Annotated in this window: 13 protein-coding genes and 2 pseudogenes; 2 read left to right on the top strand and 13 right to left on the bottom strand. The window is 27.7% G+C overall.

Going from position 1 to position 13,901, the window contains the following annotated elements; all coding sequences use genetic code 11:
* The first annotated feature begins 188 nt into the window (after window positions 1–188).
* Window positions 189–425, top strand: coding sequence for a hypothetical protein (locus ACQRD5_RS04290; protein WP_291630363.1), 237 nt, complete (start codon window positions 189–191; stop codon window positions 423–425).
* A 170-nt stretch (window positions 426–595) separates the two neighbouring features.
* On the opposite strand, the gene ACQRD5_RS04285 is transcribed toward ACQRD5_RS04290, so the two are convergent.
* The 13 genes and pseudogenes from ACQRD5_RS04285 to ACQRD5_RS04225 form a co-directional block, all read right to left on the bottom strand.
* A complete protein-coding gene (locus ACQRD5_RS04285; RefSeq protein ID WP_291630361.1) occupies window positions 596–754 on the bottom strand; it encodes a hypothetical protein in 159 nt (52 codons plus the stop codon).
* Entirely contained in the window at window positions 721–1,005 is a 285-nt protein-coding gene (locus ACQRD5_RS04280) for an ATP-binding cassette domain-containing protein (protein WP_291630360.1), read from the bottom strand. Before ACQRD5_RS04280 ends, ACQRD5_RS04285 begins: the two co-directional genes overlap by 34 nt.
* 19 nt (window positions 1,006–1,024) lie before the next feature.
* The gene (locus tag ACQRD5_RS04275; protein WP_291630359.1) at window positions 1,025–1,744 is read right to left on the bottom strand and encodes a hypothetical protein; all 720 of its coding nucleotides are present in this window, start codon (window positions 1,742–1,744) and stop codon (window positions 1,025–1,027) included.
* 12 nt (window positions 1,745–1,756) lie between these two features.
* On the bottom strand, window positions 1,757–2,587 hold the full coding sequence (locus tag ACQRD5_RS04270; RefSeq protein WP_291630358.1) for a hypothetical protein: 831 nt from the start codon (window positions 2,585–2,587) through the stop codon (window positions 1,757–1,759).
* 2 nt (window positions 2,588–2,589) lie between these two features.
* Window positions 2,590–3,390: a hypothetical protein gene (locus ACQRD5_RS04265; RefSeq protein ID WP_320900429.1), complete on the bottom strand. Its 801-nt coding sequence runs from the start codon at window positions 3,388–3,390 to the stop codon at window positions 2,590–2,592.
* Between the two features lie 360 nt (window positions 3,391–3,750).
* Window positions 3,751–3,954: an RHS repeat-associated core domain-containing protein gene (locus ACQRD5_RS04260; RefSeq protein ID WP_414437477.1), complete on the bottom strand. Its 204-nt coding sequence runs from the start codon at window positions 3,952–3,954 to the stop codon at window positions 3,751–3,753.
* Window positions 3,955–4,905: 951 nt separating this feature from the next.
* Window positions 4,906–5,253, bottom strand: coding sequence for a hypothetical protein (locus tag ACQRD5_RS04255; RefSeq protein WP_294167065.1), 348 nt, complete (start codon window positions 5,251–5,253; stop codon window positions 4,906–4,908).
* Window positions 5,254–5,260: 7 nt separating this feature from the next.
* Entirely contained in the window at window positions 5,261–6,028 is a 768-nt protein-coding gene (locus ACQRD5_RS04250; RefSeq protein ID WP_321129021.1) for an RHS repeat-associated core domain-containing protein, read from the bottom strand.
* Between the two features lie 200 nt (window positions 6,029–6,228).
* Complete coding sequence (locus ACQRD5_RS04245; RefSeq protein ID WP_320900427.1) at window positions 6,229–6,570, bottom strand: hypothetical protein; 342 nt, start codon at window positions 6,568–6,570, stop codon at window positions 6,229–6,231.
* 9 nt (window positions 6,571–6,579) lie between these two features.
* A pseudogene (locus ACQRD5_RS04240) lies at window positions 6,580–7,338 on the bottom strand (RHS repeat-associated core domain-containing protein); the annotation flags it as partial.
* A 117-nt stretch (window positions 7,339–7,455) separates the two neighbouring features.
* On the bottom strand, window positions 7,456–11,262 hold the full coding sequence (locus ACQRD5_RS04235; RefSeq protein ID WP_320901048.1) for an InlB B-repeat-containing protein: 3,807 nt from the start codon (window positions 11,260–11,262) through the stop codon (window positions 7,456–7,458).
* A 32-nt stretch (window positions 11,263–11,294) separates the two neighbouring features.
* A complete protein-coding gene (locus ACQRD5_RS04230; protein WP_320901046.1) occupies window positions 11,295–12,197 on the bottom strand; it encodes a hypothetical protein in 903 nt (300 codons plus the stop codon).
* Between the two features lie 205 nt (window positions 12,198–12,402).
* Complete coding sequence (locus ACQRD5_RS04225; RefSeq protein ID WP_321129014.1) at window positions 12,403–13,074, bottom strand: hypothetical protein; 672 nt, start codon at window positions 13,072–13,074, stop codon at window positions 12,403–12,405.
* Window positions 13,075–13,401: 327 nt separating this feature from the next.
* Between ACQRD5_RS04225 and ACQRD5_RS04220 the strand changes: the two are divergent.
* A pseudogene (locus tag ACQRD5_RS04220) lies at window positions 13,402–13,536 on the top strand (IS30 family transposase); the annotation flags it as partial.
* Between the last annotated feature and the right edge of the window lie 365 nt (window positions 13,537–13,901).

The following is a 13,901-nucleotide window of genomic DNA, read 5'->3' as shown; positions in this document are numbered from 1 at the left end:
TTCTATTTTATTTCATTTATTATTTCGCATATAATATTCAAATAATCAAATCAATATACCCTAGTATTTTCAATGTATAACACCATATTAGTTCGTAAAAATCGGCTATATAAGAAACGTAAATTTAGCGAAATTATTGACATAATTTATGTTATGATAATATAATTTAATAGGGATGGTGATAAATATTGAATGATTCTTATGAAATAAACGGATTTAAAGTTAAAAAAAGTAATTTTTATTTAAATAAAGGTGATAGACAAGTTATACATACAAGTATGAGAAGAGACTTGTATAAAAAACTAAGCAAAATAGCCAAGAAACATAAAATGCCAATAAGTAAATGTCTTGATGTTATAATGCTTACTTTTGAAAATCACCCTGATATAATGAAAGAATTTAATGCTAATGTTAAAAGATACTAACATTAACACACAGTTTTGATAACTATATCAAATAGTAATTTAAATATATAATTTTTAAAATTTCAACGTAAATTCAATAAAGTAATTATTAATATTATATAGCGTTGAAATTTTAAATTTTACATAAATTAATATTTATATAGTGTTGAAAATTTCTCCCTTTTCTTATTTTACTTATATTTCATATAAATGTTTTTTCTTTTAATATAAGCTACACCTATGCAAATAGCATCTGCTATATCAGAATTTATCTCTATGCCATATTTGTTTAATATGTATTCTTGTGCTTTCTTTTTTAAAACATCTCTACCTTTTCCTTTAATTCCCAATATACTTCTCCAACTAACACATGGTAATACTTCATAGGGTATGGACAATCTATAAAGTTCTTGACGAATACACCTTCAGTAGAATTTATTAACCCACATATTGCTTTAAGTAATAGAGTTTTTCCAGAACCATTTCTACCAATAATGCCACATGCTACACCTTCTTTTAGAGTAAAATTTATATTATTTAATACGATATTTCCACCATATTTTTTAGTATATGAATTAAACTTAACTACATAGTTCTCCATTAGATTTCCTCCCTAATATCTAAAATTCAGTTTTTTTAAATAAGTAACACCCAATAATTAATAATATGATTATTAAAATAAAAATGTAGAAATAAGAGTTAGAAAGATATTCATGTCTTAATATCATTGCATGATTTGAGGGTAAAATCTTGAAAATCATTTTATCTGGATTATTTGTAAATATTGGTGAAACATATAATATTAATGCTAATACAATACCTAAATTAACTTTTTTCTTCACAATTCCTAATAAATAAACTAAATTAAAAATAAAATAAGTAAAAGTTATATCTAGTACTAACATATTAATATTTTGTGAAAACCCATCATATATTGCCCCTAACTTAATACATATAACTAAATTCAAAGTTATATATCCTATTACATACCATGCAATTATTACTATTAATCCAATAAAATTATAAAGAATATACCATTTTATTTTTGACTTTATCCTTATAATTGAAAAAAATAAATTAATATTTAATAGATTTCCTATATAAATAAACAATAAATAAGATATCATGAGTTTAGGAATCATCCAAACCAGTGTATAAATTGAAAATGGAAATTGATTTAATTGAAATCCACCTAATATTCTAGTTGGGCTTTCTATAAGAAAATTATTATCTATGCTTGAAAGTGATATTGCTAAATATGTTATTATTGAAATTATAATATATAGGTTTAATCTAATATTTTTAATAGTATTTTTTATAATTGTAATATATCCATTCATATTATCCCTCATTTAGAAGTCTTTTTTCTTAATTATAATAGTGCCAATTAAAAATAAAGCTATACTTAATATAATAAGTCCAAAAAAAGATTCTTTCACAGTAAATAATTTAATATCCATACCGTTAAAGTTATGGTTACTAAATAAAATATAACTATCAATAGTAAAATATTTAATAAAGCTATATTTAACTTCGATAAAATCAAGATATTTTATACTAAAAATATAATATATAAACCCTATAGATGCTCCAATAATAGGCTTATTAGTTATTAATGAAATTAAACTTACAATTAATCCTAATAATGATAATCCTAATATAAGAAATATAATTGTTAACATTATAACTTTTAAAGGATGGTAATAAGGTTGAAAAGGGAAAATAGTTATATCAAATTGGTACAGATGTTCTTGAGAAACTCCTGGAAATGAATAATGACTCCATCCAAAATCTAAATTTAATATTAGTAAATTTACACACACTGAAATAATTGTTAATGTAATTACTATAATAGATATATACACTATGAGAGCCAGTAGCTTTTGCATAAACCAACTAACTCTATTTTTAGATTTAACCTTTACTTGGTAGTTAAATTCATCATCAAAAAATATTTTAGACATTATATACAAAGAAATAGGAATTAATACCCAAGTTATTATATTTTTATTATTTAAAGTATAAATTACTCCTTCTAAAGCATTAAAAGCACGCTGATGGTGTGTTGTTTGCAGATTAATAGTAGATTTCCATGTAACAAAAAGATAGATTAATATAAAAAACTTAAAAATATTACTAGACTTTATTCTTTGAAATTCATATTTTAATATATTAAAATTCATATTTATGCATCTCCGTTTTTATATAAAATTATCAAAATAGATATAGTCATAATAGCAACAGATTGTCCTAGTATCATATAAATATTTGAAAATCCTCTAACCATAAAAGCATTAAATGATGCAGGAGAAATGGCAAAAAATTTCAATCTCTCAAATATAAAAGTACCAACATACCAATAAATAAAAGGAGTAAGCAATATAAAAACCTTATTAACATTAAATTTTGATATTGCAAGAGCGAAGGTTGAATATGTAAATCCAAATAAAAATTCTATTAAAATAGTAAAAAGTATATATAAGTTAGGATTACTCATAAACAATTCACTTAAAAACCCTATTGGATGTACTCTAAAATATATGATAGGACCTGGAACTATAAAAGTAAGAAGTAGATAAAATAAAAGTGTAGGTAATGCTAGTATTACCCCTCCAATTAATCCATTTATAAATATTTTTGAAATAAAATAGTCTTTTTTCTTCGTTCTGGTAACAATATAAGTATAAAAATTACTTTCTTTATCCCCACATAATGATGCACTATATGGTATACATGCTAGTAATGGCATAATAATTATATATATATCCATTCCATGATACCAAAAAGTATATCGATTAATAGATTTAGTTATTCCTTCAATTGCAGCATCGAGAACAATGTCTTCTGCAGAATAATCAAAAAAAATCACTCCATGCTCCCATACAAAAAGGCTATATATATGTATTAATAAGCCTAAAATAACTAATAAAATAAATTTCTTATTTAAAAATGCTCTCTTGAATTCTTCCTTTAATACATATTTCAATATACTCTCTCCTATCTAGTAAAAGTAAATTTTATACATAATAAAAATGCTATTATGGTAATATAAGTATGTAAATTTGTCTCAACTACTGTATTATGTATTATAGATCTGGTGCCCAGTCTCCTATTGCAACAACATTTTCAGAAACACTTGAATAATTCATACCAGTCATATAATAATAGCAGCAGTACATAAAAATAATCCTACTCTTTTAACATTTTTATTTTTTAATAATATCATATTATAATCCATCTAATTACATTTATACAAATATCACCATAATGTTCTATATTTTATCATAGCTATATATTTTTTTCAAATTATATACATATTATATCTCCTGCATTTTTATCTTATTGATTATTTCTCTTTTTTTAATAACTCAGATAAATTAACAGGGTTATTTTTGCAATAAGCAAACATATTCGCAGATAAAAGCTCCCCTTGAGTTCCAACAATTCCATCGGCATTAATGAATCTTCCCCACTCTGGATTATAATATCTAGCATTTAAATAATATAGTCCTGTTTCAGTATCGTATCTATATCCTCTATAACTGAGAATATAAATCTTTGATTTAGCTCTTCGAAGTTACTCCTATGAATGAACATGAATAGGAGCTTCCCCTATATGGGTTCTTTATTCCTACAATATCTTTTAATGATCCTTCTATAGATATAAGTTTTCACCAGGTATCATAAGTATAGCTTACTATTTCTGTTACATCTTTATCCGATGGCCATCATCTGTAACACTCTAATTAAAATTAGAGTTAACAGCTACTACGTCCCTGGATAAGTTCTTCTAATAAACCTATTATATCACCTTGAACATTTGTATTCTCCATTTATACTAGGATCACTACTACTTATTATATTCATACTTATTAAGTTATTTGATGAATCATAAGTATAGTGTATTTTTTCATCCCTTGTTGTCTCTAATAAAACTGTACTACCATCTAAAATATATTTAGTTATTACTCCATTTACTGTTTTCTCTGTTCTTATTCCACTATCATTATACTTATAAGAAATCTTTTTCTTATTTTCTGTTATTCCTTTAAAACTTCTTCCACCTTCCTAAGTATAGATATATCCCCCGTGATATAAATGATGTTATTTCAAAATATTGTGCTCTATAATCTTTTCTGTTCGCCTTGAAATTTCACTCCCATTTTTTGCGAAGATACACTACAAAGCAAGCAATGTCGCCAACGTTACTTTAATTACAATTGAATCTCAAATTATATATTGATTCCTAATAAGATTATTCATTTAGTTTATTCAATAGTGCTAATTCCTTAATCTTATTAATAAAAGAGCTAACGTTTTTACGTTAGCCCTTAATATTACTATAATTATTATATATATATTGATTTTTTCTTTATTTCTGTTGGTAATATGATATTCTCACTACAGAATTTATATTATAGTATTAAGTATCTATATTCCTCTTAACATTTGAAATTTAATATATACATAATAAAATAATAATTTTTCACTCTCCTAACTACTAATTATCAATTAGTTTGCCAGTTAGTTCTATTCTAAAACTTGGCTTAAAATGAACTATTGCATTTGGACAGTCACTTTCATTTGTATATATATTCAACTTATTAGAATTAGTAGCTATTCTTTTCACATTATCTATATTTAAATCAATAATAGGGCTGCTAAAATCTTTGTAGGTTAATGTAAGAATAATATTCATATCATAAATTGATATGTATAACTCAAATTTAAAGCCGTAATTATTTATCGAGCTATATACATATATTTCAGAATCCCTATCAATCACTCTAGGTTCGCATTCAAATAATTCTAGCAATTCATATTCATCAAACATTGTGTGCACCAACATTCCTCCTTTACTTTGGAATAACAGACATTACATCACCAAATAAATTTACTACCACCCTGACATCTTCTCCAACAGCAATCCATGTTCCTGGTCTATTGCCAGCCATACGACCACCGTAGTTTATGGTGTGCTCTACAACCATTGGCGGTATCCCTCTTGGGTCAACATATTTTTTGAATTGCTCTGTTCCAAATTTTATCCCTTTATCAAGTGCTCTCTTACTCAATTCCGCTCTTACTTGTGGTATATCAGGAGCCATACGTTCCAAAGCATGTTCTGTATATTTACGTCCACCTATTCTAGCTCCTCCCTTTACCATATCCCAACCTTTCTTTATTTTGTTAGTTTGTTCTGTTGCACTTTGAGCAGTAGCTGCCCCTGTTGTGGCAGCTGCTCCAACTATAGCTGTATATGCTCCTTGTGCTAAATATCCTAATCCAGCACCTACTAATCCTCCTGCTACTGCACCTCCTGCCACATATCTCCAGTCTACTGAACCAGTTTTTTTGTAAGAGTAAACAGCTCCTGCTATCCCTCCTACAACTGCTCCTGCTATTCCTCCTATAATCCACCAAGCTATATTTCCTGTTGGGTCTTCCATATTAACAGGATTATTCATACAATAAGCAAATCCATTGTGAGATAACAATGTTCCAATTTCTCCACCTAAGGAATCAGCATTAATGAATCTTCCCCATTCTGGATTATAATATCTAGCATTTAAATAATATAGTCCTGTTTCATTATCATACCTGTAGCCTCTATAACTGAGAATCTAAATCTTTGATTTAGCTCTTCGAAGTTACTCCTATGAATGAACATGAATAGGAGTTTCCCCTATATGGATTCTTTTCTCCTACAGTATCCCTTAAACTTCTTTCTATAGATACAAGTTTTCCCTATGTGCCATGTTAACTATATTCTAATATCCTCATTCTTTATGCAGTTAATTTCTAAATTAAAATGTATCTACTATTAATTTAGCATAGTTAATAACTCTCTACTCTTCGCTCTACACATCATCCACTTGGGAGAATCTTTTAACTGTTCATCTGTCCATAACTCTTTCTCTTTGCTCATATCATCTAAATAGCTATTTATCTCCATTATCTTTTTATAAATTTCTCCATCTATCTTACCACTACTTAATAAAGTATCTGACATTAACACAACATCATTATAAAATGATAATGCTAATTCATCTTCTATATCCCAACCAGCTAATTCTTCAATTTGCTTATTAGCATCTGCACTTAGTATCTTTACACTTTCAAGCATTCGTTCATATATCCATTCTATATTTTCTTCATTATTCATATGTTCCTCCTACTCTAAATAAAATCTATTAGTCCCTCTTAGTGGTGATGATACCTTAAAATATGGTATATTCCCATGATGAGAACTTCCTGGATGAAATTGAATGTATTCAGGCATCATATTTCCATTAACCATTCTATTCATTGAAATTCCACCACCATTTTCAAATAGTATTCCAGAATTTCTGCCATTCTTAAGTGGCCCAACATTCCATCCTGATTTTTGAGCAAGTTCTGCCATTTGTCCTGGTTGCATTCTAGTTACTAAGCTTGGAGTATCAATAATTTCATCTATAGAATTAACAGCATTTTCCCATATTACATTCTGTGAACCATAAGTTTCTTTGAAGTAACTATTCCACTCTCCGCCTGTAATTAATTTCTTTTGAGGATTACTTACAGCATTTGAAGGTGCTGCTGGAATCATAGACGCTACTGCAGCTATTCCCATACCTAAAGTCATAGCTGTTACTCCCCAACCTGCTCCATAGGATATTGCATAAATCCAATCAACTTTTCCTGTGGCTTTCTTTTGCTGAGCAGCACTGTGTGCTGTTCCTAATCCCCAAGCTACTAATCCACCTATCATTATTAATGTTGAAATAGCTATATTACCACTTGGGTCCTGTAGATTTACTGGATCATTCATACAATAGGCAAATACATTATGTGATAACAATCCACTATCTCCAAGATATGAATCAGCATTAATGAATCTTCCCCACTCAGGATTATAATATCTAGCATTTAAGTAATATAAGCCTGTTTCAGTATCGTATCTACTAAAACATTTTTCTTTTGTAAAAACCTAATAATATAAAAGGCTATACCAAAGCTTAACATAAATGTTTAACTTAAATATAGCCAATTCTCCTATTTTATACTATTAGTTTATCTTTCTTCTTGCTGTAAGTTTAATTCCTGTAGCCACAATTAGCAATCCAACTAATGGTACAGCTCCAAATCCATTTCCAGTTTTAGGTAACTCCTTCAATCTAGATATCTTAGATTGGTCACCACCATTATTAGTATCTATATTACTATTGCTGTTATAGTTAAGCTTTTCTTCTTTTTTTGTATTATCTCCAGCAGTATCCATCGGTTCATCTTCTTGGAATTCTATCGGTTCATCTTCTTGGGATTCTATCGGTTCATCTACTTGGAATTCCATGGCCCCAATATCTGGTTTAGAACCTTTACTAGATAAGCTATTTCCAAAGAAGTCTTTATCATATTCCACTCCTTGTATACTAGGGAAATGACTTCCTACCGCAAAATCAATACTTTCTCCCTGCTTAGCTAATTCATGTAAATCATATGGAGATAATGTTCTATAATCTGTCTCTGTTCCACCGAACTTTGCAATGACCTCTTGAACAGTCACACCTTTATCAATTAATGGCGAATTATTTGTTAATTTATATCCATCCAATTCACCTTTTAATAATGCACCAACAATTGGTTTATCACTTGTATTGTAAGAAGGACCACTTCCTATATTTTGTAACATCGGATCTTGAGTAATTGCATTTTCTTCTTCTAACGGAATATCTATTCCTCCAAAGTAAGCATTATTATATAAATTTATTTTACTCTTCATATTATCCACTTCACCACAATAGAATTTTTGTCCTTCTGGATAATGGAATATATTATTAAATACATAAATTTCTCTATTTCCTGTACCAGCAGTAGTATTTGTAAGATCAAATACACCACCACGCCCTGTTAAAATATTTTCAGAATATATTGTATTATTATAAATCATTGTTCCACTTGGTGTTCCTCTAGAGAACTCAAAAGTTTTATCTAAATCATTTTGGCTTATATTGTAACGAATTGTAGGACCAGTATGAGGGAATCCATTCATAATAAGCATAAATCCACCAAAATTATCGTGACTATAATTATATTGCATCACACTATATGAAGAAAGGTGATCCGTGTCAAATCCTTGTCCATCTTGTGTGCCATGAGTTCTGGATACTTCATTATATTGTATAACTGTATTTGAAGCTTGGAATGGCCATATTCCAGCATTATAACCTGTATCTTGGTAACGACAATCTCTTGCTAAATTGTATTCAATTAGTGCACCATCTGTATCACGAACAGTAATACCATCCCCACCAATCATATCCATAGTATTACCACGTACAACAACATTTGTAGATGGATACCAATGAATTGGAACACCTGGTTTATTTATCAAAGATTGATTCGCCCAATCTGAGTCTATTAATTTAATTGCGGAACGATCTACACGTTCTATGGTACATCCTTCAATTAAAATATCATCATATTTTGTAGGGATACCTTCTAATTTTCCACCTTCTACTGTTGCTTTGATATCAAAGAAAATACCACCATTCCATTTTGAAGAAAGGTTTCCATTAACATCGTGGATATATAAGTCTTTTATATGAATGCTATTAACTATACCAAAGTCTTTTGCAGATACATTTACTCCACGTAAATTTACTTGACGATTATTATTTGTATTTAAACCAAATTCACCATTATACTCTGGATGAAGATTTGTAATTTCCAATCCTTCTATAGTAATATATTCTTGATTATATAACGATACTACGTTGGTTAATTTTCCTTCTCCATTTAATCTAGGACGTGCCCCTTCTCCATAAGTACTAACTGTAATATTTTTACCTTTTGATCCTGAACCTTTAAAAGTCAATTCTGCATCTATTCCATTAAAAACACTTCCTGCCTTTATAAGAATTTTATCACCAGGAACAAAATTACTACTTGCTACCTTTTTTAAAGATTTCCATGGTTTATCTACTGAATTACCACTATTATCGTCATTTCCTGATACAGAATCTATATAAAAGTTTCTACCTTCACGTAAATTTACTGGAATAAAATTAGCTTTTACAACAAGTTTATCCGTAGATAGTTCATTTGGCATTATAAATGTATTTCCTGTAATAGTTACCTCATCTGAATAATATCCTTGTAATTCATAACCTGCTTTAGGTGTTGCTGTAATAGTAACAACATCTCCTGCTGCAGCTGAAGTTGGCGAAATAGAAATTGTACCTGATTCATATGTTGTATCTGCTTCACCATTTTTTGTTACTTCTGTAGTAATATAATGTTTTGGAAGAACTTTTTTTACTAATATATTATCAAATTCAACTGGTGAATTTTGAGTCATATTAATAAGTCCTAAGCCATATGAAATATTACTCCATGAAGCTTTGTCTATATTTGAATCTTGATTTTTATAACTTAATAATGGATCTCCATTAGATGTTACAGAAACTGTATCTTTGAATACCGTAATATTTATATGTCTACTTGTATTATCAAAGGTATACAACGTGCTTGCTAATTCAACATTTCCACCTTTAGAATCTAAATGTCTTAACATGGCTTTACTTCCATTTAAAGCTAATACGTAACGATCTCCAAAACTTCCAATACGAAAAGCAATTTGTGCAGTACCTAAATTACTATTTACTTTTTTTATATCAAACCCAATAGAATATCCCTCATATTCTTCATTAATCCCCCAATCTGAACCTGGGTTAATAATATAATTTGGTTCCTCTCCTACTGTAGAGAGTCTTAGTGCTCCATTAGCAACTACTGCATTTTCAACACTTTTAATTATTTGATATTTTCCAGTTTCATTTAATTCGCCTTCGAAATCATCTTCAAAAAGCATGTTTGGATCAATAGGTTTTTTAATAAAATCAGCTACTATAGTTACATTACCTGTTTTTGCATCAAGCTTAAATGAATTTCCATCGATTGTTAATAATCCATCTGTACTATTTCCAGAATCAGTTAAATAAGATTTATATCCATTAAATATGTATCCTCTTTTTGCAGTTGGTGTAAGAGTTACCATCTCCCCTGCATATCCTTGTAATTTATCTGCTGTTAAAGTTCCTCCAGCATCTATTTCTGAAGTATCTATTACTCCATTTGTTGAAGTTTTTAATGTTACATTATAAATATCTCCAACTGGTTTCTCTTTTGTTGTAATTATAACGTTGTCCACACTGTAATTTTGTGCTGGAAATTGACTTGCAAAAAAGAAATATCCACCTGCTTCATTAAGACCTGGATCACTTGCAGTTAACTTTAATTCTTCGTTTACAAAAACCATTACATTTCCTTTATTAACATCAATTTTGAAATGATATGGTGCACCACCTTCATTAAAATCAAGGTCTAATGGAGCCTCAGAACCACATGTTGTAATAGTAGATCCTACTTTTTTCTCTAACCTAATTAAATCATGTACAGTATCATAAGTTACTTGATAGCGATTATTAAAGTTTGAATCTGATTTGAATCCAACTTTAATAGCAGCATTTGTATTTCCTCTATTCAACCATAAATCAAAATCAATTGTAATATTAGCTTCTTGAATTTCAGTTTTGGTTGAAACACGATTTTCTGCACCTCCACCAATTACACTCATCATTCCATTTGTAAAGTTTATTTTTGAAGCTGTATTATATGGAGATGCATTCCATAATGCTCCATCATTAGCTGAGAAATTATCTTGAAAAAGAATACGTGTTACTTCCTCTTGATTAACTTGTGTTTCATCTGAATTCTTTGCATATGCTATCTTATAATTTATAAATGAATTTTGTCCAACAATTAATGTAGATATCAAAACCATTGCTATTTTCTTTTTAAATTTGCTAAACATTATAGAAAAATCCCCTTTCCCTATTAAAAAAGTTAATTTTTATCTAAAATATTAATTTGGTTTAATAAAATATTGTTATATTTTATCTTTAGTTTTGAAGTTCTTTCAATTATCTGTTTTTCGAATAATTCATCCACATACTGAACCTTAACTGCTTGAACTACTTCATCAAATTTCATGTAACCTCCATCTTTACGTAAAGTGCATAACAACTGATATTTTTGTTCTTCGTTGTCTCCCCATATTGCTGTTTCTCCCTCTGAAAGCTCTAGTAGATGATTTGCTAATTCTTCATTAGCTTCAGACATAAGCCTAGTAGTATCATGACTAATTTCTACTTCACTTGATGAAATAGCTCTGCCATCCTCCCAGATTGTCAATATTCCTTTTATAGTATCTGTTTTCTTATAATTATCTAGATTTTCATTGTAATAATCTTGTAGTTTGTCCTCTTCTGTGACCTCCTTTTTCAATATTTCTTTAATCTTCCTTTTCATTTCATCTTGTTTATAGGTATAGTACTCCCATATTGAGTTAGAATTTAGATTACTTTTCTTAGATTCCCATTCCTTATAAAATTTATCATAAGAAATATCCTCAATAATCCCTTCTTCTTGAGCCCATAATTGAATTACTTTTGCTCGGATAGCTAATTCACTAGCACGTTTTATTAATTCTTTTTTTGGTGTAGTTCCTTCAATTTCATAACTCCAAAACTTATTATAATCTAAATTTGATTGGATTTTGGATCTATAAGTTGATTCAATATATGCCTTCTGATTATCAACAAATAATTTAAATTCTTCTTTAGATATTGATTCTTGATTAATATTAATTGGAGAGCCTGAAAAAAATATGATTATACTAACTCCAATACAGCATATTAAAATACAACTTATAATATATGTATATTTTTTTCGGAACTTTTTTTCCATATTAATCCCCTTTCTCTCATATTGCTTATTTTAGTTTAATAATAAAACATCGCTTGGAATTATTTCCAATTAATTATTTTTTATAATTAATCTCTATTTAATTCCTTATTATATCATTATTTCCAGTGTAAAACAATGTCGAAATAAGTACTTTTTTAGGGTTAAATTAGGAAAATGTGAATTCTAAAAGCTCTAATATTAGTATTTAATTATTTTCACTATTATCTGCATCTTTATCTCCAGATAAGTATTTAACTGTATCTTTAGCTTCATTAATAAGTTCATCTTTAACATTTTTAATAATATTACTATCATATGATGTTAATGAAGAACCACTAGTAATGATATTTTTAGATAATTTTTCTTTAAATAAATCAAATATCTCCCAATCACTATCTATATTATTAATTAGCCAGGATGAATTATTATTAATTAATTTAAATCTATATTCAATGCCACCTATTGATGATTTAGCATTGGGAGTTGAAGAATAATTATAATCACAACTTAATAAAACTTTCACTTCAGCATTATCTCCATCAACTTTAATATCAGTAAATTCTAAGTTTATCTTAACATTTTGATATGAAAGATTTACTAATTTATTTTGCTCAACTTGTAACTCATTCATAGCTGAATATAATCTAGTATTATTATTTTCAACTATTAGATTATCATAATTAGGAGCCTCTAATGTTTGTAAAGAATTAAAATATGAATTGAAATATGAGCTTATTGTATTTTTAATATTATCACTATTTGAACTTATATTTGTTGTAGCATAAAAATGACTATGTTTATTAAAAATATAAAAAATGGAAATTAAAAAAAGAGAAAAAAATAAATATATAGTTAATTTTTTTAAGTTATTCTTCATAAAATCACTCCTTGTAAAAATATGATATAATATACTTATTATATATTAAATTGTTATAAATTTCACTTTTAGGAATAAATATGGTTTTTCATTAAAAAATATTTTAATTATATGTAAATTGAAAAAGTAATTTCCGTTTTTTTACTTAAGCAGAAGTTAGTTTTGCAAAGTGACTGATATAATTAATTTGATATTTGTCCTTAGCATATTAGTAGGATTAATTATGTCAAATTATAAATTATGCAAAGGAAAACACCTTAGAATTGAGGATAGTCTTATAATTGAATATTGGTTAGATTAAAATATACATTGAAAGAAATCGCTACAAGAGCTAGTTTAAACGAAAATACACCATTTAAATTAGCCCAAATGTTATTAGATAATTCTCTGCTAGATAAATTATTATTAAAATATATCCCAGCAGATGAAATCCATCTAAAACCTGCACTTTTTAAAAAATAAGATATTAATATCTTTACATTCACACATTTTCTTTAACTTAACTTTTAAATTTTTATCTATTCTAACCATTATAACTTCTTCTTTCAAAATTTTTGTAATCACAAAATCTCATCTCCTTTTTTATTGTTACTACACTCAACATTATCACAATGTATATTAGAAATTTGTCTTTTCTTTGTTCCTACAAAAATAAAAAGGAGCTACTTGCTCCTTAATTCAAAATATTCATATTAGATAAACCATTAAATTCTATTTTATCAAAAAAAACCATAAAATTATAGGCTTTTACTTTAATTGTTTTTTAAGTAAAATTTAACTATATTTATTGTATATATAAAATAATCATTGTAAATTGAAATAGTAAC

The organism is Clostridium sp. SGI.024 (assembly GCF_050315195.1).
Classification (GTDB): domain Bacteria; phylum Bacillota; class Clostridia; order Clostridiales; family Clostridiaceae; genus Clostridium.
This window is presented reverse-complemented; position numbering and strand designations above follow the sequence as displayed.